Source organism: Enterobacter sp. TMH.L2, from assembly GCF_050847315.1.
Taxonomy (GTDB): Bacteria; Pseudomonadota; Gammaproteobacteria; order Enterobacterales; family Enterobacteriaceae; genus Cedecea.
This window is the reverse complement of record NZ_CP193791.1, coordinates 660,399-681,216: the sequence shown is the minus strand read 5'-3', so window position 1 is coordinate 681,216 and position 20,818 is coordinate 660,399. Positions and strand designations below refer to the sequence as shown.

Below are 20,818 nucleotides of genomic sequence, written 5' to 3'. Positions count from 1 at the left end.
TAAACAAAGGCTTAGCCTGTTATTCACGCTCATCAAATGATGAAAATGATTCATCACAGAGAAAATAGCAGGAAACGCCGATGACACAAACTTATGCGAAACCCGCCGCCGGGTCCTGGCGCGCTTTATCCGCGCCCGGCATTGCACAGGCGCTGATTGCGCTGGACTATGCAATTGTCTACGTCGCGCTCCCCACGCTGGCGCAGAGCCTGAATCTTTCTCTCAGCGAGATGCAGTGGGTGGTTTCCCTGTATGGCCTGACGTTTGCCGCCCTCTTGCTGGCGGGCGGCAGCCTCTGCGACCGGCTGGGGGCACGCCGGATGTTCAGCTTCGGCATGGCGCTGTTTTTACTCTCGTCAGCGGTTGGTGGGCTGGCGCAGGGCGGCACGCTGCTGCTCATTGCCCGCTGCGGACAGGGGATGGCGGCAGCGTTGTTGCAGCCTGCGGTACTGGCGCTGATGGCGCAGCGGTTTCACGGCGAGGCGCACCGACGGGCGCTGGCGATATGGAGCGCCATCGGCGCGCTGGGTCTGGTTGCGGGCGTGATACTGGGCGGGATCCTGGCCGCGCTGGACTGGCGAACCATTTTCTTTATTAACATTCCGCCGGGGCTGCTTGCGCTGTGGCTGGTTCGCCGGGATTATCTCCCGCTCAGAACGCAGGGCGAAAAACAGCAGACGGGCATCGGGTCGCTGGTCGGGTGCTTCGCCGCCGGGGCACTGGTCTGGGCGCTGATGCGCTATGGCGAAACCGGGCAGCCTGACTATATTGCCAACCGCTTCGCCGTTGCCATGGGGATCCTGTTTATTCTGCACGAGCGCTACGCCCCTCAGCCTTTACTGGCCCGCTCGCTTCGCGCTCTGCTGGGCCTGCAAACGGGCTGGCTCAGCAGCGCCTGTTATATGGCAAGCGTGGGGAGCCAGTTTTATGCCATGACGCTATTCTGGCAGCAGACGCTGCAGCAGGATGCCGTTACCACCGGGCTGATGTTCACGCCGCTCGCGCTATTAATCGTCGCGGGCAATACTCTTTTTACCCGCCTGACGGCCCGTTACGCCAGCGCCACGGTTTTGGCCGTCGGGTTTGCCTGTTCGGCACTGGGGCTGGGGCTGCTGTCCGTCGGGGTGGCGTCCCCGCTGTCTGCAGTATTTATCAGTGGTATCGCCTTAAGCGGGCTTGGCCACGGGCTCATCTTCCCGGCGATGTTCGCTGTGGGGCTGTCATCCACCCCGCTTGATCAACAGGGACGCGCCAGCGCCCTGATGGCCACCAGCCAGTATATGGCCGGGGCAATGATGCTGGCGGTGCTTTCCGTCGTGCTCGGGCAGGCTCCCGATATAACACAGTGGGCAACGGCTTTCCGGCTGCTGGGCGCTGCCGCTGTGGCAGGCATGCTGCTTGCGGCATGCCAGAAAGCGAGTTAAACAAGGGCAATCTGCGTGGGGAAAGGTGAGAGAGATTCGGGCCGGATGAATGCTACATTTATACTAACTGTTTAATTCTTCTCCCTTATCATCGAATTTTCCCGCGTTAAGGATCCCAATATGACCCAGCAAGCTGACCAGGCTGACGCTAAACACTACCTTGTGCGCCTGATTGCGGTCGTACTTACCGGCATTCTTGCCGGCATCGCGGGGATGCTTCTCGCGCTGATTTTACACGCTATTCAGCACCTGGCTTTTGGCTACAGCATTGACCAACTGGTTGGGAGCGAGACGTTCCTTGAGGGCGTGACGGACGCCACGCATTTACGCCGGGTCGCGGCGATTCTTGGCGGCGGGGCCGTCGCCGGATTTGGCTGGTGGCTGCTCGCGCGTTACGGCAAGAAAAGAGTGTCTATCGCTGCCGCCGTGGCAAATCCTGCCGTGCCGATGCCTACGGGCACCACCACTGTTCATGCTTTGCTGCAAATCATTACCGTTGCGCTGGGTTCCCCGCTCGGGCGTGAAGTGGCCCCTCGGGAAATGGGCGCGCTGGCGGCCGGGCTCCTCGCCCGGAAGTTCAGCCTGCAGCCGGATGAAACCCGGACGCTGATTGCCTGCGGCGCGGGCGCGGGCCTGGCTGCGGTGTATAACGTGCCCCTTGCCGGAGCGCTGTTCACGCTGGAAGTGCTGCTGATCTCGTTCAGCTGGGAGAAAGCGCTGGCGGCGGTTATCACTTCGGCAGTAGCGGCCTGGGTCGCCACGCTGGGGCTGGGGGATGAGTCGCAGTATCACTTCGCTTCTTTTGCGCTTCCCCACGCGTTTATCGCCTGGGCCATTGTTGCCAGCCCGCTGCTCGGTTATGCAGCCTGGCTGTTCCGCAAGGCGACAACAAGCGTGAGAACGCAGGTAAAAACTAACTGGCAGATGCCGGTATTTTGCCTGCTGGCCTTTGCGCTGCTGGCCGTGCTTAGCCTGTGGTTCCCGCAGCTGCCGGGCAACGGCAAAGGTCCGATGCAGCTTGCCATCAGCAACGGCCTGAGCTTTAACTTCGCGGCGATTTTGCTGGCGCTGAAAATGCTGGTGATCCTCGCCGTCCTGCGAGGCGGCGCTGAGGGTGGGCTGCTGACGCCGGGCTTAACGGTGGGCGCTTTGCTAAGCCTGCTGCTGGCGGTGGTCTGGCAGTTTGTCTTCCCTGGCGGGGACGTGGGCAGCTTTGCGCTGGTCGGTGGCGCGGCGTTTTTAGCCGCTTCGATGCAGATGCCAATCACCGCCGTGGCGCTGGTGATGGAGTTTACCCATATGGATCACGGCTATTTTGCCCCCGCGCTGCTCTGCGCCGCCGGGGCTTATACAACCTGCCGAATTCTGGATAAGAAATACCGGTACTAACCTCTTCAGTGGGAAGAGATAAATGCCGACTCTGCAAGCGGGGCCGGCATGGAAAAATGCTGCCGCATGCGCGCCACCTCGCTAAGCGGCGTGAGCCCAAAAAGACGCTTAAATTCGCGGCTGAACTGCGACACACTTTCGTAGCCCACGCGGGCGCTGGCCGCCGAAGCGGTCAGATCGTTTCGCAGCATCAACAATCTCGCCTGATGCAGTCTTGTGGATTTGAGATATTGCATGGGGGAAGTGTTGGTCACCGCTTTGAAATGGCTGTGGAAAGTGGGCACGCTCATGCCCGCTTCTTTTGCCAGAGCATCAACGTCCAGATGCGCATTAAATTCAGCATGAAGCTTGCGCAGCGCCTTCGCCACTTTGCCAAACTGCCCCTGCATCGTCAGCGCGCTGCGTAACGTCTGCCCCTGCGCGCCCGTCAGTACCCGATAATAAATCTCCCGCATCATAGCCGGCCCCAAGAGATCGGCATCCAGCGGCGTCGACATCACCTGGAGGAAACGCAGTACGGAGGCGCTCATCGCTTCGTCCATCGGGCTGGACATCATGCTGCGTGGCTCGCAGGCCAGCTCAATGCCTCGGCCATCGAGCGCGAGCATCACCTCCGCAGCCAGCGTAAAGTCTAACCTCATGTAGATAGCCAGCATGGGTTCTTCGGCGCTGGCCTCCGTTTCCATGGTGAACGGCACGGGCACGGAAACCATCAGGTAGTGCTGGGCATCATATAAATAGACATCCTCACCTAAAAAACCCCGTTTACGCCCCTGCACCACAATCACAATGCCGGGCTCATAAAGAACCGGGGTTCGCATCAGCGGGCGATTAGAGCGTAAGAAACGGACTTCGTTCAGCGCGGTGAGATTGTAGCCTTCATGCGGGGTTAACCGATCCAGAAGCTCAACCATTTGTTTACTGGCCAGAAGGCTGGCGTTTGTCATAGCGGTTCATCTGGCCAAGGGAAATGTTGGCAGAGTCTGGCAGTGAAACCTCACCTCGTCCAGACACCTCATAGGAATAGGCAAACATCAGAGAGGATCCAGGCTACTCACTCAGTCCTTCCAGCCCTACGATTTACCTCCCATTAACGGAGGACATAATAATGAGCCAGTCGAAGTTATTTTTAATTACCGGCGTCAGCAGCGGCTTTGGCCGTTCGCTGGCAGAAGAAGCCCTGAAAGCCGGACACCGCGTGGTTGGAACCGTGCGTAATCACCAGGCGAAGGAAGCCTTTGAGGCGCTGGCACCCGGCAAGTGTTTTGCCCGAATTCTGGACGTCACCGACTTTGATGCCGCAGCCCCGCTGGCGGCTTCGGTGGAACAGGAGATTGGCGCTATTGATGTACTCGTCAACAACGCAGGCTACGGGCACGAGGGGGTGATGGAAGAATCCCCGATGAGCGAACTGATTCACCAGTTCAACGTCAACGTATTTGGCGCCGTCGCGATGATAAAAGCCTTTTTGCCTGGGTTCCGCACTCGTCGTACGGGCCATATTATCAATATCACTTCGATGGGCGGCTTTATCACCCTGCCCGGTATCAGCTACTACTGCGGCAGCAAATTTGCCCTGCAGGGCATCTCCGAAACGCTGAGCAAAGAGCTCCTGCCTTTTAATATCGCGGTCACCGCCGTGCAGCCCGGTTCCTTCAGAACCGACTGGGCCGGGCGATCTATGGTGCGAAGCCCGCGCAGCATCAGCGATTATGACCAGAGCTTCGGCCCGATTCGCGACGCGCGCCAGAAACGCAGCGGGCAGCAGCCGGGCGATCCGATCAAAGCCGCCAAAGCAATTTTGGCGCTTATCGACAGCCCTCATCCACCGGCAACCCTGCTCCTGGGCAGCGACGCCGTTACCTTCGTCAAAGAGAAGCTTGAGCGAATGGAAGCAGATATTGAGGCGTGGGAAACGGTAAGTCGTTCGACTGATGTGCAGTAGCGGCCCACAAAATAAAAAGGCCCGGTACCCCATAAAGGCTACCGGGCCAGGTGCTTAAAAACCGTTATTTAGCTTCGTTGGCATCCGCGTTTCTCAGCATGTTTCTGACCGGAATAATCAGCGCGGCCAGCACAACGGCGCAGATAACCAGGGCGATAGAGACGTGGGAGAACAGCTCCGGCATCAAGCTAAGCTGATCTTTTTTGATGTGCCCGCCCATAATACCCGCCGCCAGGTTACCCAGCGCGCTGGCGCAGAACCACAGCCCCATCACCTGGCCGCGCATTTTCTGCGGTGCCAGCAGCGTCATGGTCGCGAGGCCGATTGGGCTCAGACACAGCTCACCGAGGGTCAGCAGCAGGATGCTCCCTACCAGCCAGAACGGAGAAACGCCGCTCTGCGTCGCCAGCACCTGGTTTGCCGCCGCCATCATCACCGCAAAACCTGCCGCCGCAAACAGAATGCCGATAACGAATTTCGTCATGCTGCTCGGGTTCAAATTACGCTTAGCCAGCGACGGCCAGAACCAGCTGAAGACCGGGGCTAACAGGATAATAAACAGCGCGTTGATCGACTGGAACCAGATCGTCGGGATTTCAAAGCTGCCCATCTGGCGGTCGGTATAGTCACGCGCAAAGATGTTGAAGGAGGTCGGCTTCTGCTCAAAGGCAGACCAGAAGAACGCCGCCGCAATCAGCAGGATCAGGCAGGCCAGCAGGCGCGAACGCTCGCTGCTGGTTAAGCCCGCAAAGAAGAACATAAACAGGAAGTAGAGGCCCACGCAGGTAGAAATGATGTAGGCGGAGCTTTTCGCTATCACCGTCGGGTTGAACGGAATCGTACCATTGGAGATAAGTACCACCAGCCCGGCAAGCAGCGCCATGGCAAGCGTCACCCATTTACCGACGTTTTTACGCTCGGTCGTCGGGCGGTTCCAGGTGGAATCCAGGCCGACTTCTTTGTCGTAGCGGCGCATTTGCGGAATGGCGTAGAAGCGGAAGATGAACAGCGCAACCAGCATCCCTAAGCCACCCAGGCCAAAGCCCATATGCCAGCCGTATTTTTCATGCAGCGGGCCGATGATCAGCGGGGCAATAAACGAGCCCATATTGATGCCCATGTAAAACAGCGAGAAGCCCCCGTCGCGGCGGGTATCTTCTTTTTTGTACAGCGTGCCGACCATGACGGTAATACAGGTTTTGAACAGCCCGGTTCCCAGGACGATCAGCAGCAGGCCGACAAAGAAGAAGGTGTTGCCCACGAATGCCGACAGCGCAATCGAGAGGTGGCCGAGGGCAATAATCAGCGAGCCATACCAGACGGCGCGGCGCTGCCCGAGCCAGTTATCGGCCAGCCAGCCGCCCGGTAAAGACGTGATATACACACCGCCGGCGAAGATCCCGACAATGGCGGATGCCTGCTCAATCGGCAGCCCCATCCCGCCCTGAAGCAGCGCGGCGCTCATAAACAGAATGAGCAGCGGGCGAACCCCGTAGAAAGAAAAACGTTCCCACATTTCGGTGAGGAAGAGCGAACTTAACGGGTACGGATGCCCGAAAAATGTTTTTGTTTTCGTCGCAGAGTGACTCATCTGTGAACTCCCATAGGTTATCTTTTTTTTGATGCGGTGTTGATAAAACGCCGTTCCCGGCGTTCGGTTGCAGATTTTTAATCATAGGCTGGTCGTTAGCCAGCGGCGGCTACTTTAGCGTAGATCGTTGAAAAATCATCAGGACGAAGAGTAACTTTAGTGTCTAATAGAGGGTTTTTAGATTAAAAATCGACTTAACTCTCATTTTTCATGATAAAAATCTCATTAAATGCGCTTTCATCTTGACAATAAAATCTCAAACAACCAAAATTAAAATTCATTAAAAACAATTAATTAAATAAAAATCACGCTTTTTCACGAAACACTCGCCATTAACCTACAACTCATCAGGGTTTACCCCATTACCTAAGCCCAAAATCGCGTTAACCCCCCATCGATGTATCACTGCGGAATAAAAAATCGGCACCGCTTCTGCGCGTATCCCTGAAACATCACCTCACTGACACGAAAACTTCATCTTTTGCTTATACTTTCACCAACAGGAAGTTAGGAGGAGCTGACATGTTTAGTATCGATAACGTACTTGACGATCTTTGGCCTCAGGCTAAGCCTGCACCCTGGCAAAAAAATCTGTTAAGACGCCTGCTGCATGAGGAAGAGTTTCAGGCCTTTGCCGGGCAATACCCTCATCTTCGTGGCCTCGACATGGTCGAACAGGTACTGGACCACCTGCAAATCCGCTGTAATATCTCTCCCCGTGAATTAGAAAATATCCCTGAAAGTGGCCCCGTGGTGATGATGTCCAACCATCCAACGGGCACGCTTGATGGACTGGCGCTGCTGTATGCCGTTTCCCGCGTCCGCCGCGATGTTAAAGTCGTCACCAATCGCCTGCTCAATCACCTCGAACCGCTGAGTTCTCTGTTTATCCCGGTCGACAATATCAATGGCCGCACGCCTAAATCATCGCTTGTGCAGATGGAACAGCAGCTGCAAAACGGCGGCGTACTGATCTTTTTCCCGGCGGGAGAAGTGTCTCGTTTATCCCGGGAAGGCATTGCCGAAGGACACTGGCACACCGGCTTCATTAAGCTTGCCGCGAAGTACCGCGTGCCGCTTCTGCCGGCCTTTATCCACGCGCGTAACAGCGCCCTGTTTTATGCTGGCGCGATGGTTTCCCCTGCGCTGCCGTTGCTGCTGCTGATGCAGCAAATGTTCCGCCGCCGCAACTCCACTTTGCCAATCACGCTTGGCCAGCGCATTCCCTGGGAAAGCTGGCATAGTCCACAGCAAATCCCGCGCGAACTGGCTAAAAAGTGCCGCCAGCACGTTCAGCTGCTGGGTAAAGGGCTGTCCGGCAAATTCACAACGGAAAGCGCGATTGCCCGGGCGGAAGACCGGGCCACGCTGCGCCGGGAGCTGGCTAAAGCCGAGTGTCTGGGCCGAACCGCCGACGATAAAGTGATTTATCTTTGGCAGCGAAACGACACCAAAGAAGAGGCTCCGCTGCTGCGCGAGCTTGGTCGCCTGCGTGAGATAGCATTTCGCGCCGTAGGTGAAGGCTGCGGCAAACGCCGGGATCTCGACAGGTATGATGACGATTACCTGCATTTAATCCTTTGGGATGAGCAGGACCTGGAGATCGTCGGCGCCTACCGCTTTATGCCTACCGCTCAGCAGATCAAAAAACGCGGTTTAGACGGGCTTTACAGCTATAGCCTGTTCCACTACGACGAAAAAATGGACGATGTGCTGCAGCACGGCATCGAGCTGGGGCGCAGCTTTATTCAACCTCGCTACTGGGGCCGCCGTGGCCTGGACTATTTATGGTCGGGGATTGGCGCTTACCTGGCCCGTTACCCGCAATATCGCTACCTGTTCGGCCCGGTATCTATTTCCGGTGGCCTGCCGCCGGACGCACGCGATCTGCTTGTCGCCTTTTATCGGCTGTGGTTCCCGGCGAGCCATCCGCTGGCCTCGTCCCGCAGCCCTTACCCGGCAAGCCTCCCCGACGTGCTGGCGCAGTTCAAGGGAGAGGATTACGGCGAAGATCTGACTCGGTTAAAATCCCTGCTCAGCAATATGGGCTGCGGCATCCCGACGCTGTATAAGCAATATTCGGAACTCTGCGAGCCGGGCGGTGTGCAGTTTATTGATTTTGGCAGCGACCCGGCCTTCAACAACTGCGTCGATGGGCTGGTGCTGGTGGATTTAACGTTCCTGAAAAAAAGCCGCTATGAGCGGTACGTCGGGATGCATTTATCAGGGCAGGAATAACTGTTAGCTAAGGTGGGAGAAGCAGTCTCCCGCCTCACCTTAAGCTGGCAAAGCCCATTGACCACAATTTTAGTGGTACAATCCACGCCGTTTTCCTTCTTTCCGCCAACATATCATGACAACCACCGAATTTAAGCGCCCGAAGCTTGTGCTGCCGGACGGTGCAAACAAGCTGTTATTGCATACCTGCTGCGCGCCCTGCTCTTCCGAAGTCATCGAGGCTTTGCTTGCCTCGGATATCGACTTTACGATTTTTTTCTACAATCCCAATATCCATCCGCAAAAGGAGTATCTCATCCGTAAGGAGGAGAATAAGCGGTTTGCCGGGCAACACGGCGTGCCCTTCATCGACGCGGATTATGATGCCGATAACTGGTTTGCGCGCATGAAAGGTATGGAATGGGAACCCGAGCGCGGCGCGCGCTGTACGGCCTGTTTTGATATGCGCCTGGAGCGCACCGCGCTGTACGCGGCTGAACACGGCTTCGAGGCGATTTGCAGTTCGCTGGGAATTTCACGCTGGAAGAATTTTCAGCAGGTTTGCGAATGCGGCCAGCGAGCAGCGGCGCGTCATCCGGGAATGTTTTACTGGACCCACAACTGGCGTAAGCAAGGTGGCTCCGCGCGCACGGTAGAGATCTGCAAACGCGAGCAGTTTTATCAGCAGGAGTATTGCGGCTGCGCTTATTCTTTGCGGGATGCCAACGCTTATCGAACATCGCAGGGGAAAGCGTTAATCAAGCCGGGTAACTATAAACATGTTTAAGAAAAGGGAATCAAGGGAACAATGCTCAAGTATTTAAACATAAATTAGTGAACATATGAAATAACGGGAACTATTCCGAAAACTATCGCGTAGAGTCTGGTAAATAACCAGATGTAACAATTCTTCTCACTTGGAGCGGGTTAATCTATATGCGTTAGCGCTTTATCTATTGAGTGATAAATGAGCACCCAAAAATAAATTTAACGATGAAGTTGCGCCTTAATATATAGAGGCTAAGGAGTCGATGAACCAAGACAACTGGGGGAATAGAAACATCAACCTCATAACTCAATGATATTACTTACCAATCCACTTGAATTCTCTAAATTTTTCTCATAAAACATCTCTCCTAAATAATACAACCTTAAGGTTCACCAAGCTCACGGGGAATAAAATACATTTTTTCGTAATGTCAATAACTTTCAGTAACAAACTTTGGTGCTTTTTTTTGACATTTATTTAATTTGGTATTCTTTGTACTCTCGTCTGGGAATGAACTCACATACGTGAACTCTTCATATGAGGATGAATAAGGCGCAAATAAATGCATGTTCATTGATAGTAACTCGCCACAAGTATTGATAATTATTTTCCCTAGTGTACTTGGTATAGTAACGGGCGGTAGCTTACCTGAAAGCGCCATAAGAAAAGGAGCATGCCCCCCTATCTGATAATGCTAATACATTAATATTTTTTTTTGCAAAGATTCAAAGCAACCTCATAAAAATAAAAACACCAGAGTATCAATTATAAATTACCCACTCATTAACACCAGAGCTTAAGGAATATGCTTTGAAAATTAAAAAAATTGCCATGTCGATTTCCATGATCGCTTATGGAATAAACTTTGGAGTTTCAGCATCAAGTGACACTGTATACGAAAGTGGTTCAAGAGAATTTGCAAGCTTTCTCACGTACAGTGAAAAATATAATACCTCATCAAATTTTGTTGTTACAGGATCGGGCACATCAATTGCCGCAAAGTATACTAATACATTACCGCTAAGCGGCACCATAAGTATCGGTAACGGTGCTGCATCGGGCGATAAAGAAGCTTATATGCAGGTGCAAAATGGTGCAACTGTGTTAGCAGAGCAAAATATTTTCATTGGAAGCGATAACAGTCTGTCGTCATATATTGTAGTTTCCGGAAATGGCTCCTCACTAACCAGCCCCCAGATCCGTGTTGGTAATGCTGGAGGAGGTAAAAACAATATTCTCAACATTATCGATGGCGGCAAGGTTAACTCGTTTGATGTTTACACCGGATATGGCGCTGAAGGCACGATTAACGTACAGGGAAATGGTTCAGCTCTGACTGTAAAGCCTGGCCGCGATGCGGCCGGCACCCCATTTCAGCAATTAACAATTGGATCTCAAGGTTTTATCGGAGAACTAAACGTATCCGATGGAGGTATTGTTAATGTCTCTAATGGAGCATTACTAAGTATGGGGGGGACTGGTTACGGCCGAGGTGGAACTGGATATCTCAATATATCTAATGGTGGCATTGTCAATGCAGATATGCTCGCTGCCGGTAACAGCAATGACAATTCTGACACCGCTATTACCGTCATGGGTGAGGGCTCAGCGTTAAATGTTAATACTTTCTATCTCGGCGCAGATGAAGGTACAGCCAAAACTACGGTTACCGACGGAGCAAGCATCACCGTTGCAGACAAATTATACCTTGCGACAAGTTCTGCTGGCACTACGGAGATGATCATTTCCAATGGCGGCAAACTGTCCATTGGCGGGCAGAACGGCATTGTTTATGGGGGAAGCAGTATTCCACCCCTTTTTACTCTCGACGGTGGAATCCTTCAGGCATACAAATCGACGCTAACATCCAGCATCGATATCAATCTAAATGGAAATAGTATCTCTTCATTAGACACTAACAGTGTAGGCATGTCACTTTCAGGCATTATAGCAGGTACGGGCAGCCTACAAAAATTAGGAGATGGAACGCTGATTTTAGGCGGTAACAATACTTATACTGGCGATACTCTGATTGAGAAAGGAACGCTCAAGACGGGTGTGGAAAATGCAATCATGACCTCCCACAGCTTGGTCGTTAACTCTGGTGCCAGTTTAGATCTTGGAGGTTACAATCAGCAAGTAAATGCCCTATCCGGAAAAGGAGAGATTCTACTAGGCGATAATACCCTCACGGAAAATAATACTGCTGGCACCGCTACCACATTTTCAGGCAAGATTTCTGGCAGGGGAGGCATAAGTAAAAATGGTGAAGGCAGCTTTATTTTATCCGGAACCAACACTTACACAGGTACTACTACGGTCAGCCGCGGCACACTTAAAACCGGTGTTGAGGATACTTTTGCCTCCACCTCCGGTGTGACGGTAGCTGAAGGTGCGACCCTTAATCTCAGCGGCAACAGCCAGACCGTCACCACACTGAACAACAGTGGTACCGTATTAATTAATGATACCGGCGCAGATGCACTGCCGAAAGCAGTAACACTGTACGGTGACATGATTAACAGCGGACTGGTAATGATTAATAACGGAGCCACTAATGCGGGCCAGACCCTGGCCGTGGAAGGCGACTGGACCGGAAATGGCGGTACAGTTTCTCTCGGAACTGTGCTGGGTGGCGATGACAGCCTGACAGATAAGCTGACCATCAGCGGGAATGCTTCCGGCACCACCTACATCAGGGTCGCCAACGAAGGCGGTATCGGGGCACAGACCCTGGAGGGAATTGAAGTTATTTCCACCGGTAACTCCGCCTCCGGTGCCTTTATTCAGAAAGGGCGAATTGTAGCCGGCAGTTATGAGTATCATCTCCAGCAGGGTACCCCTTCCGGCATGAATAACAATAACTGGTATCTCACCAGTCAGAGTGAAAATAATAACGGTAATAACGGTAATAACGGCAATAACGGCAATAACGGCAATAACGGCAATAACGGTAATAACGGTAATAACGGTAATAACGGTAATAACGGTAATAACGGTAATAACGGTAATAACGGTAATAACGGTAATAACGGTAATAACGGTAATAACGGTAATAACGGTAATAACGGTAATAACGGTAATAACGGCAATAACGGCAATAACGATAATAACGGTAATAGTAATGGAACTCATAACAATGCCGATACCGGACACACTTATCGTCCTGAGCGAGGAAATTACGCCGCCAACCTTCAGGCAGCCGCAACAATGTTCAACATGCGTCTCAAAGACCGTCAAAGTGGCATGATATACACAAACCTGGCCACCGGAGAGCGTCACGAAAGTAGTCTGTGGGTACGCTCTGTGGGGGGCCATACGGAAGGACATGTCTCGGACGGTCAGTCAAAATACGCCGCAAACCGGATAGTCTTCCAGATGGGGGCAGATATCTTCAACGGCAGCACCGGCAACGACGATGCGTGGCATCTTGGTCTGATGGGCGGCTACGGTAAACAGTACAGTAATTCCCGTAACACTTTGTCCGGTTATAACTCAAAAGGCTCTGTGTGGGGTTACAGCGCTGGTGTCTACAGCACCTGGCACCAGAATTCGAAGGACAAAACCGGCCTGTATGCAGACAGCTGGATGGCATGGAACTGGTTCGATAACTCCGTTAAAGGTGATGAACTGGCGTATGAGAAGTACAAATCAAAAGGTCTGAGCGCGTCACTGGAAACGGGGTATGTTTTCCATACGGGTTCATACAGAACCTCCGGCGGAATGGAAAACAACGTTTACATAACGCCCCAGGCACAGGTGCTATGGTCCGGCGTGAAAGCCGATAATCACACGGAAGTCAACGGTACGAAAGTGGAAGGCAGGGGAAGTGATAACGTCCAGACACGCCTGGGTGTACGCTTGTCAATGACCGGACAGAGCCATCATGACAAAGGTTCCTTCCGTCAGTTTGAACCTTTTGTGGAAGCAAACTGGGTTTATACCGCGAAGGATTATGGCGTGAAGATGGGTGAAAGCAGTGCATATCTTCAGGGGCAACGCAATGTGGCAGAGCTAAAAACTGGTGTTGAGGGCCACATAAGCGAAAATCTGAGCGCATGGGGCAACGTGGCGCAACAGATGGGGTCAGGTAGTTACCGGGACACTCAGGGTATGCTGGGAGTGAAATACGCCTTCTGACAAGAAGGAATACGGTAGAACTCTAAAGCGCCTCTCTGGAGGCGCCAACCTAAAAAAATCATACAGAGATGAGTCATTATAATAATAGCCAGAACAGACTTAATCAGCATTGTCTGAAAGATGCCCGCCTTCCAGCCCAAACTGCACGAAAGAAAAGTAATAAGCCATATACGAAGTAAACATTTTGTAAGTACACCCGTTTTAGTTCCACGCACTTTTTGAGGTTTCTGGTTTTTCAGCCATCAGCCGATACTCTTCCGGCGTCAGGTTATTCAGGGACTCATGAGGTCGCTCGCTGTTATATTCCATCAACCAGCGCTCAGTAATTTCCCGTGCTTCATTCAGTGTTCTGAACAGATAAAAATCCAGGATTTCTGTCCGGTACGTCAGGTTAAAACGCTCGATAAAGGCATTCTGTGTCGGTTTGCCTGGTTTAATAAATTCCAGCACCACACCATGGTCTTCGGCCCATTGCGCCAGCGCAAGTGAGACCAGTTCTGGCCCGTTGTCCATACGCATCTTCAGCGGATATCCACGGTTTGCCACTATCCTGTCCAGCACCCTGACGACCCGTTGAGCCGGAATATTCAGGTCGATTTCTATCGCCAGGGCTTCGCGATTAAAATCATCCACCACATTAAAGGTACGGAAGCGCCGGCCACAGACCAGCGCATCGTGCATAAAATCGATGGACCAGCTTTGATTAAGCGCTTCCGGCATTATCAACGGAGCCGGATTGCGTACCGGCAGACGTTGTTTACCCTTACGACGAAAATTCAGTTTCAGCAGGCAGTAAATCCGGTGAACACGCTTATGGTTCCAGGTGTGCCCCTGCCTGCGCAGAAGCTGGAACAGCTTCTTAAAACCGTATCGCGGATAGCGCTCCGCCAGCTCAGTCAGTGCCTGGATCACCCGTTCATTGTGCCGGGTATCGGGCTGGTAAAAATAAACCGTCCTGCTCAGCGATAACATCCTGCATGCCTGACGTACACTCATCGAAAACACCTCTTTCAGATAGCTGACGAGTTCACGCTTTATCGCTGGCTTTAAAGCTTTTTTTCGATGACGTCTTTTAGTGCGCGGTTTTCCAGACTCAGGTCGGCAAACATCTGTTTTAGGCGGCGGTTTTCGTCCTCAAGATCTTTCATCTTTTTGATATCAGAGGCTTCCATCCCGCCAAACTTCGCTTTCCAGTTGTAGTAAGAGGCCTCAGAGATACCCGCTTCGCGGCAGACATCTTTGACGGTGCGTCCGGCTTCGACGGACTTCAGCACAGCGATGATCTGGTGTTCGGTGAATCGTGCTTTACGCATGGCGATCTCCTCGGGAACATAATCAGTATGTCGGAAGATCTCTAAAAGTGAATGGTTCGGTTAAGCGGGATACTTACAAGCGGAATAAAATATTTTACTGATTACCTACCTCAGGCCATCAGCTCTCTGCCCGGTGAACGAATCGAACTGGATGATTTGGTGAAGTACATTACCCAAATTACCTCAAATATTACATAGATAATTTGTCGGCTCATTCACTGCCTACGCAGTCTGCATCGCTACAGATAACTTTCACCTAGACGATGAGATACCTACTCTGAAAGCGGCCAAGATTCACCTGTTAATTACATGGAAAACAAGTTGTCTTAGCCACTCATCTTACAGTCCGGAATACCAAAGTGTGGGTCTGGAGTGAACTAATCTTTGAAAACATATTACCAGTGCTTAATAATTGAATCTCCGATCCCTGCAATATGTTCGTTAAGTTCATTCATGGATGAATGAGTATTGGTAATATAGAGAATAACTATTCGGGATGGTTTTCCTCTGGGCCCCAACAATGCAACGATGCCACGAGAGCCGTGTTCACCTGCTCCTGTTTTATCCGCTATCATCCAGCCAGCTGGCAGTACAGAGCGGAACAGAGGCCCGCCAACTTTATCTTCCTGCATCCACGTTATTAATTTTTGCTGTGATGCTATCTTGAGGAGACTCCCATTTAACAATTTTCGTAACGTCTGAGCCATTGCAGCCGGAGTGGTAGTATCACGCTCATCGCCAGGTAGCGCTTCATTCAGGCTGGGTTCGTGTCGATCTAGTCGTGTATAATTATCACCAGTGCTTCGCACAAATTGGGTTAATCCCTCCGGCCCGCCAATTGTTGATAGCAATAAATTTGCAGCAGTATTATCACTGGTGGTAATGGCAGCATTACATAATTCAGAAACCGACATTCCATCTGCAAGGTGCAGACTGGTTACTGGTGAATAGTCATCCAGGTCATGCTCATTATAGGTAATTCTGCGTTCAAGCTGTTCAAGCCCTTTATCAACGCGTGCTAATACTGCCCCACATAACAAAACTTTGAATGTGCTCATCATAGGGAAGCGTTCTTCATGGCGATGACTACCCAGTACCTTTCCGGATAAAAAGTCTATTTCAGTAAAACCAACCCGACCTTTGATATGGTCTTCTGTGGTTTGTATTGTATCAGTGATATTGACTGGTGTAGATAGTGCTGGCGTGCACATTCCAGCCAGCAAGGGGATTATCATAAGTCGAATCATTTTCATATTAGTATCCTTTATTTTGCATGTTAAATTAATGTGTTAAAAGTTAAATACTGAGCCAACAGGACCTCTTCGGCCAGACTGTTGGTGCACTTTCGGACCATGTGAAGCATCTGATGCAACCTCAACCCGAAATACACGTCACTCTGCATCATTCTGATTACTGCCCTGGCAACCTGAGGGTCCTATCAGAACTGGTATGTTATGCCCATTATCAAAGCATCTTCGTTATTCTGAGTGAACTTTTGGCAGCCCCGTGATGTTGTTGAATTTGTAAGCAATATCCAGGTTCAGGTTAGAATTCAGGCAATACGTGATACCTGTCGTCACATAGTGAGTTGCCCAGGCAGTCTTACTATCGATTATCGAGTTTGCCCCAATATACCCAGGGAAATACATTACAGGTGTTGTTCTGCGAGGAGCCGGGTTCTGGCGAAATCCGGGCACATTTCCGCTGACAGCACCCGTTTTTTATGGAGTCAGATGCTGCCACCCGACCCGTTATGAAGCCGGACTGATGCGTTCCCCGGGGGCTGCTTTTAACAGGAGCGGGATAAGGCTGTTCGTTTCACGCGTTAAGGCTGAGAACATATCCAGATCCACTTTTGTCACAGAGACAAAGATCCCCGTTTTTTCGCCGGGGACCAAAACCATATAACTCATAAAACCGCCGCCACCACCGGTTTTCTGGATCATTACCGGGGAGTCAACCGAAGGCTGGATAAAGACCCAACCCATTCCCAGCCCCTGCGCTTTCCCTGCTAAATCCAGACCCGTAATGGATTTGAGTTGCTGTCTCTGCACGTACATTGCCTGCTGAACGGCTCTGAGCGCTGGCTTTTCAGGATGACGGATATTCAACAGATGCTGCATCCAGCTCGCCATGTCCCTTGCGGTGGAATACATCCCGCCGTTGCCGGCGGCTGCCGTTGTATCCGTGCAGGGACCGGCAGGATCGATGCCAGAGCCTTCCATGAGCCGCTGACACTGAGCGCTGTCAGGCTGGGTGGTGGTGTCTTTCATGCCCAGCGGGCCCGTCACATTTTCCCGCATAAGCTGCAGGTAGGGTTTTTTACCTGCAGCTTCCATAGCATCGGCCAGCAGATCGTATCCCACATTAGAATACTGCGCCTGTTCCCACGGCGCGGTCAGGGTCGGCTTCTGATTCAGCCAGTTCCAGCGGGCAGGCCTGTCCGGCCACGTGAACGGAGCTGAGCCGGCTGGTGCCTGACCCGGGATAAGTCGCGGCAGCCCGCTGGTATGTGTGGCAAGCGAAATCAGGGTAACGGGATTGCCGCGGCTCACCTCAGGTACTGTCATCCCCGGGGGAGCATACTTCTGAAGCGTGTCGGTCAGCCTGAGCGCTCCCTTATCGGCAAGCTTAACCAGCAGCTCTGAGGCCAGAATTTTTGACATAGAGCCGACCCGAAGCAGCGAGTCGGGCGTGGGGCTGGTATGGTTGCCTTTAGCCGTTTCACCATAGGCACGATATGTCACCTGACCATTCTGAATAATGGCCATGACCATAGCCGGAGGATTAGTGTCATGAAATATCTGTGCAGATTTCTCAGCAATTTGCTGCTCGGTCGTCATCTGGCCAGCATTGGCATAACTGGCGGCCAGCAGGCTGGCCACGGCCAGAAACAGTGATTTTCTCTTCATCCAGGTTTCCCTAATAAATATTGTTCAGTGAGCTGATTACCGAGATGTTAATGAATACTTTGGGATGCATTCATTGTGTTAATCCGCAGATAAATGCGAATAATCGCCAGCCGCAAATAAAAATTTAAAGCCCGGTTTAATTAATTATAAATTTCGCAATAAATAACAAGTATGTCGCACCGGTCAGGAAGCGGGATTATGTTGATAATCTTGAATGCTGGCAAACGATAAAAATTTGTATTAATTTAAAGAAAATCTAAAGGATGTCCTATGCGAAAAAAACCTCCCCTGAAGGCCCTCAAATCTTTTGAGGCTGCCGCCAGACACCTCAGCTTTACCCGGGCCGCGAAAGAGCTTTTCGTTACCCCAGCCGCCGTCAGCCAGCAAATCAGAATTCTTGAGGAGCGTCTGGGTATCACGCTTTTCAGACGACAGTCCCGCAGTCTGGAGCTCACAGAGGAAGCCGCGATCCTCTATGGCGGACTGCACGAGGCGTTTCGGACAATAGAAAATATTTATCATAAGTTTGAAGGCGGGGAATATAAGGAAGTCCTGTCGCTGGGCTGTGTAGGCACGTTTGCCCTTGGCTGGCTTGAGGCCAGGCTGGGGCGTTTCCAGACGCTTCATCCCCATGTGGATGTCCGTCTGCGTATTAACAATAATATCGTCAATATTGCTGCAGAGGGGCTCGATCTGGCTATCAGGTTTGGTACCGGGATATGGCCCTCAACCAATAATGAAAAAATATTCGACGCGCCGTTTGGCGTGCTATGCGACCCGGAAATGGCCGGGCGGCTTCGCGCACCACGTGATTTGCTGAACGAGAGGCTGCTCCGTTCTTACCGGATCAATGAATGGGAAGACTGGTTCCGTGAGGCCGGCGAGGACGTTGCTGTCATCAGCGGTACGGTCTATGACTCGTCAGGACTGATGATCCAGACCGTTATACATTCCGGCGGCGCGGCGCTGGTTCCCCTGAAAATGTTTACACGGGAGCTCACATCCGGGCAGGTTGTGCAGCCCTTCGAAACTGAGGTCAACGCCGGCAGCTACTGGCTGACATATTCTAAATCCAGAATCATGCGCCCTGTGGTCAAAACCTTCAGGAGCTGGCTTCTGAGCGAAGCGCTGTTGTTTGAATAAACGTATACTCAGACTGCCCGGGCACGTTCTCTTAAAGCATGGGAAGGCCTTGATGCCTGGTGATTAAAGTAATACGACGCCTGTCTTAGACGAAGCTTAGAGCCTTATCTGGTACGAGGCTACGGTGGCGGCTATCCGATAAGCTCCTAAATATCACGCCACGTTCGATACACCAGACGTTCATACAGCGTAAGAAAAATTAACGATTACTACCGATGTATAGTTAGATTGTTTCCAATCCTGTCTTGCTCTGTTAATGCCAGGATTCTGTTTACACACTCAGTAACTGTTAATTTCGCTGTATCAAGTTGAATATGTTCCCTGTACCATCGTTCATAGTGACGGCTTTGCACTTTTCCCCAGTCAGGTACAGTCAAACCGGGAATATCTGAAACTCTGTTTTCCACTCGATGCCGATGCTGTTCTTTGTCCGAACAAATTATTTCAATTTCTATGAATGGAATTTCCAGTGATATAGCTATATCACGAAAAGCATCACGCACAAGATTAATATCATTAACCGAATCTGTCACCACCGTTGACCCTAGCTTAAGATTCTCACGTGCTAATGCATATATGACAAAATACCCTTCAGGCCCGGGCTTTCTCTCTGTTTCAAACGCCGAAAGAATGGCCTGCTCTACAGTATCCACCCGTAAATACACAGCGCTCAATTTTTCGCACAACATTTTTGCTACAGTACTTTTTCCAGAACCCGGCAACCCGTTCATAATTATCAGCATAATTTTCCCTTTTGGAATACATTTGAGGAGTTACTATTAAAAATAAAATACACATAAATGGTTCAATTCACAATTGAGTGAGATGTTTGTTGTACCATGGTATAAATATCCTTAGTGTGCCTCCCCAGAATACTCCATCATTCAGTCCGGTGAGCCCACCCATTAGCAGACAGAAGCTCGCTGACGCCGCAAGGCCAGGCTGAAGGAAGAGGGCTGAAGTAAGAATGAATTTTGTACAAAAAGTAATAACGATCATGCCCAGCGTCAGCGGCGTCCCGGCCCTGATAACCGTACCTGGGTTGCCTGAATCCTGCAGGGGAGTTTGTGCCCCCCACATCCAGTAGCCGAGTGCTCCTCCCGCGAGTAATCCTGCGACCATCATGGTGAGACTTACTCCTGCCCTTTCTGTTTCAGTCATAACTCCGTAGCCTCCCCAGACAAGAAACAGTACAGGGAGCAAAAAAAGCCGTCCGATTTTCATCTCTCTGTCATAAAGGGCGGCAAAACCACGGCGAAGTAAAAAAATCAGCAGGAGCCAGACCCAGAACGGTACATGAAGTAAAAATTCAGACAGGTTCATCGTTTTTCCTTTTCGCTTAATGATGATTACATTTAGCCGCAGAGAATGGCTCCAGCGTTTTACTTGATTGCCCGAAGGTTATTTTCCTTTTTTGTGCCCGGACGGAGGAGTTTATTCAACCTGCGTTGTTGCCATGACTTAAGCCGATCATGAATAACAAACACCCTGCCCCCCTGAACATAACCAGAGTGCACCATATGGCCGTCACTACAAGGGACCAGTAACTTTCCGGAGTAAGCAGATAGTTTATAACCATCATTGCGGTGCATGTCAGAAGAGCCCTTGTTAGTATCCGCCAAAACGTCATTTCCCGGGCAACCTGGGCTCTGGCATCACTGATACGTTCATCCAGCGTGTTAACGGCATCCCCGGCCTCTTCCAGGAGCTCAGATACGCTGACGTCAAAGGCTGAGGCAAGCGCACTCAACGTTTCAAGACCAGGTTTCTTCCCTTTTTCAGTACGCTGAACCGTTCTGACTGAAAGCGAGGCGACTTCTGCCAGCTGCTCCTGAGACCAGGCCTTCTTCAGGCGAAGGGCTTTCACTTTCTCTGCGACGGTCATCGATAACCTCATATCTGGTGTATGTTGGTAGCGGCTAAGATATTCGCATTTCCTGCCGGCACAGTACACGACACGGGCCTGACAGTAAGA

Annotated in this window: 15 protein-coding genes; 7 read left to right on the top strand and 8 right to left on the bottom strand. The window is 51.5% G+C overall.

Annotated elements, in window-relative coordinates:
- Nucleotides 1–80: 80 nt before the first annotated feature.
- Nucleotides 81–1,424: an MFS transporter gene (locus tag ACREYP_RS03320; RefSeq protein ID WP_336819656.1), complete on the top strand. Its 1,344-nt coding sequence runs from the start codon at nucleotides 81–83 to the stop codon at nucleotides 1,422–1,424.
- Nucleotides 1,425–1,544: 120 nt separating this feature from the next.
- On the top strand, nucleotides 1,545–2,813 hold the full coding sequence (locus ACREYP_RS03315; RefSeq protein ID WP_008458525.1) for a chloride channel protein: 1,269 nt from the start codon (nucleotides 1,545–1,547) through the stop codon (nucleotides 2,811–2,813).
- Between the two features lie 5 nt (nucleotides 2,814–2,818).
- On the opposite strand, the gene ACREYP_RS03310 is transcribed toward ACREYP_RS03315, so the two are convergent.
- The gene (locus ACREYP_RS03310) at nucleotides 2,819–3,760 is read right to left on the bottom strand and encodes an AraC family transcriptional regulator (RefSeq protein ID WP_008458527.1); all 942 of its coding nucleotides are present in this window, start codon (nucleotides 3,758–3,760) and stop codon (nucleotides 2,819–2,821) included.
- A 161-nt stretch (nucleotides 3,761–3,921) separates the two neighbouring features.
- Between ACREYP_RS03310 and ACREYP_RS03305 the strand changes: the two genes are divergently transcribed.
- Nucleotides 3,922–4,758 carry an oxidoreductase gene (locus ACREYP_RS03305; RefSeq protein WP_008458529.1) on the top strand — a complete coding sequence of 279 codons (837 nt, stop codon included), beginning with the start codon at nucleotides 3,922–3,924 and terminating at the stop codon, nucleotides 4,756–4,758.
- A 64-nt stretch (nucleotides 4,759–4,822) separates the two neighbouring features.
- Here the strand turns inward: ACREYP_RS03305 and ACREYP_RS03300 are convergent, their stop codons facing one another.
- Nucleotides 4,823–6,349, bottom strand: coding sequence for a peptide MFS transporter (locus tag ACREYP_RS03300; protein WP_008458531.1), 1,527 nt, complete (start codon nucleotides 6,347–6,349; stop codon nucleotides 4,823–4,825).
- A 522-nt stretch (nucleotides 6,350–6,871) separates the two neighbouring features.
- Here ACREYP_RS03300 and olsF point away from each other — a divergent pair.
- The 3 genes from olsF to ACREYP_RS03285 all read left to right on the top strand — a co-directional run bounded on the left by olsF (nucleotide 6,872) and on the right by ACREYP_RS03285 (nucleotide 13,475).
- Nucleotides 6,872–8,587, top strand: coding sequence for a bifunctional ornithine lipid synthase OlsF (gene olsF / locus ACREYP_RS03295; RefSeq protein ID WP_166995960.1), 1,716 nt, complete (start codon nucleotides 6,872–6,874; stop codon nucleotides 8,585–8,587).
- Between the two features lie 115 nt (nucleotides 8,588–8,702).
- Nucleotides 8,703–9,353, top strand: coding sequence for an epoxyqueuosine reductase QueH (locus ACREYP_RS03290; protein WP_008458534.1), 651 nt, complete (start codon nucleotides 8,703–8,705; stop codon nucleotides 9,351–9,353).
- Between the two features lie 792 nt (nucleotides 9,354–10,145).
- The gene (locus ACREYP_RS03285) at nucleotides 10,146–13,475 is read left to right on the top strand and encodes an autotransporter outer membrane beta-barrel domain-containing protein (RefSeq protein ID WP_498881097.1); all 3,330 of its coding nucleotides are present in this window, start codon (nucleotides 10,146–10,148) and stop codon (nucleotides 13,473–13,475) included.
- Nucleotides 13,476–13,676: 201 nt separating this feature from the next.
- On the opposite strand, the gene ACREYP_RS03280 is transcribed toward ACREYP_RS03285, so the two are convergent.
- The 3 genes from ACREYP_RS03280 to ampH form a co-directional block, all read right to left on the bottom strand.
- Nucleotides 13,677–14,788, bottom strand: a protein-coding gene (locus ACREYP_RS03280; RefSeq protein ID WP_442892347.1) for an IS3 family transposase whose coding sequence is annotated in 2 segments (ribosomal slippage) — nucleotides 13,677–14,527 and nucleotides 14,527–14,788 — 1,113 coding nt in all. Because the reading frame shifts where the segments join, the coding sequence is not laid out codon by codon here.
- 395 nt (nucleotides 14,789–15,183) lie between these two features.
- Nucleotides 15,184–16,041: an LAP family class A beta-lactamase gene (gene blaLAP / locus ACREYP_RS03275; RefSeq protein ID WP_008460137.1), complete on the bottom strand. Its 858-nt coding sequence runs from the start codon at nucleotides 16,039–16,041 to the stop codon at nucleotides 15,184–15,186.
- A 498-nt stretch (nucleotides 16,042–16,539) separates the two neighbouring features.
- Nucleotides 16,540–17,700, bottom strand: coding sequence for a D-alanyl-D-alanine-carboxypeptidase/endopeptidase AmpH (ampH, locus tag ACREYP_RS03270; RefSeq protein ID WP_008460138.1), 1,161 nt, complete (start codon nucleotides 17,698–17,700; stop codon nucleotides 16,540–16,542).
- A gap of 270 nt (nucleotides 17,701–17,970) precedes the next feature.
- Here ampH and ACREYP_RS03265 point away from each other — a divergent pair, with 270 nt between their 5' ends.
- A complete protein-coding gene (locus tag ACREYP_RS03265; protein ID WP_008460139.1) occupies nucleotides 17,971–18,843 on the top strand; it encodes a LysR family transcriptional regulator in 873 nt (290 codons plus the stop codon).
- 209 nt (nucleotides 18,844–19,052) lie between these two features.
- Here the strand turns inward: ACREYP_RS03265 and ACREYP_RS03260 are convergent, their stop codons facing one another.
- From ACREYP_RS03260 to ACREYP_RS03250, 3 genes are all read right to left on the bottom strand, one after another.
- Entirely contained in the window at nucleotides 19,053–19,586 is a 534-nt protein-coding gene (locus tag ACREYP_RS03260) for a P-loop nucleotide/nucleoside kinase family protein (protein ID WP_008460140.1), read from the bottom strand.
- Nucleotides 19,587–19,653: 67 nt separating this feature from the next.
- Entirely contained in the window at nucleotides 19,654–20,166 is a 513-nt protein-coding gene (locus ACREYP_RS03255) for a DUF6622 family protein (protein WP_008460141.1), read from the bottom strand.
- A gap of 115 nt (nucleotides 20,167–20,281) precedes the next feature.
- Nucleotides 20,282–20,728, bottom strand: a complete 447-nt coding sequence (locus ACREYP_RS03250) for a helix-turn-helix domain-containing protein (RefSeq protein ID WP_498881096.1) — start codon at nucleotides 20,726–20,728, stop codon at nucleotides 20,282–20,284.
- Between the last annotated feature and the right edge of the window lie 90 nt (nucleotides 20,729–20,818).

What these genes read in the sequence shown, in the direction of transcription:
- ACREYP_RS03320 (WP_336819656.1), top strand. Translation starts at nt 81, where the DNA reads ATGACACAAACTTATGCGAAACCCGCCGCCGGGTCCTGGCGCGCTTTA.
- ACREYP_RS03315 (WP_008458525.1), top strand. Translation starts at nt 1,545, where the DNA reads ATGACCCAGCAAGCTGACCAGGCTGACGCTAAACACTACCTTGTGCGC.
- ACREYP_RS03310 (WP_008458527.1), bottom strand. Translation starts at nt 3,760, where the DNA reads ATGACAAACGCCAGCCTTCTGGCCAGTAAACAAATGGTTGAGCTTCTG.
- ACREYP_RS03305 (WP_008458529.1), top strand. Translation starts at nt 3,922, where the DNA reads ATGAGCCAGTCGAAGTTATTTTTAATTACCGGCGTCAGCAGCGGCTTT.
- ACREYP_RS03300 (WP_008458531.1), bottom strand. Translation starts at nt 6,349, where the DNA reads ATGAGTCACTCTGCGACGAAAACAAAAACATTTTTCGGGCATCCGTAC.
- olsF (WP_166995960.1), top strand. Translation starts at nt 6,872, where the DNA reads ATGTTTAGTATCGATAACGTACTTGACGATCTTTGGCCTCAGGCTAAG.
- ACREYP_RS03290 (WP_008458534.1), top strand. Translation starts at nt 8,703, where the DNA reads ATGACAACCACCGAATTTAAGCGCCCGAAGCTTGTGCTGCCGGACGGT.
- blaLAP (WP_008460137.1), bottom strand. Translation starts at nt 16,041, where the DNA reads ATGAAAATGATTCGACTTATGATAATCCCCTTGCTGGCTGGAATGTGC.
- ampH (WP_008460138.1), bottom strand. Translation starts at nt 17,700, where the DNA reads ATGAAGAGAAAATCACTGTTTCTGGCCGTGGCCAGCCTGCTGGCCGCC.
- ACREYP_RS03265 (WP_008460139.1), top strand. Translation starts at nt 17,971, where the DNA reads ATGCGAAAAAAACCTCCCCTGAAGGCCCTCAAATCTTTTGAGGCTGCC.
- ACREYP_RS03260 (WP_008460140.1), bottom strand. Translation starts at nt 19,586, where the DNA reads ATGCTGATAATTATGAACGGGTTGCCGGGTTCTGGAAAAAGTACTGTA.
- ACREYP_RS03255 (WP_008460141.1), bottom strand. Translation starts at nt 20,166, where the DNA reads ATGAACCTGTCTGAATTTTTACTTCATGTACCGTTCTGGGTCTGGCTC.
- ACREYP_RS03250 (WP_498881096.1), bottom strand. Translation starts at nt 20,728, where the DNA reads ATGACCGTCGCAGAGAAAGTGAAAGCCCTTCGCCTGAAGAAGGCCTGG.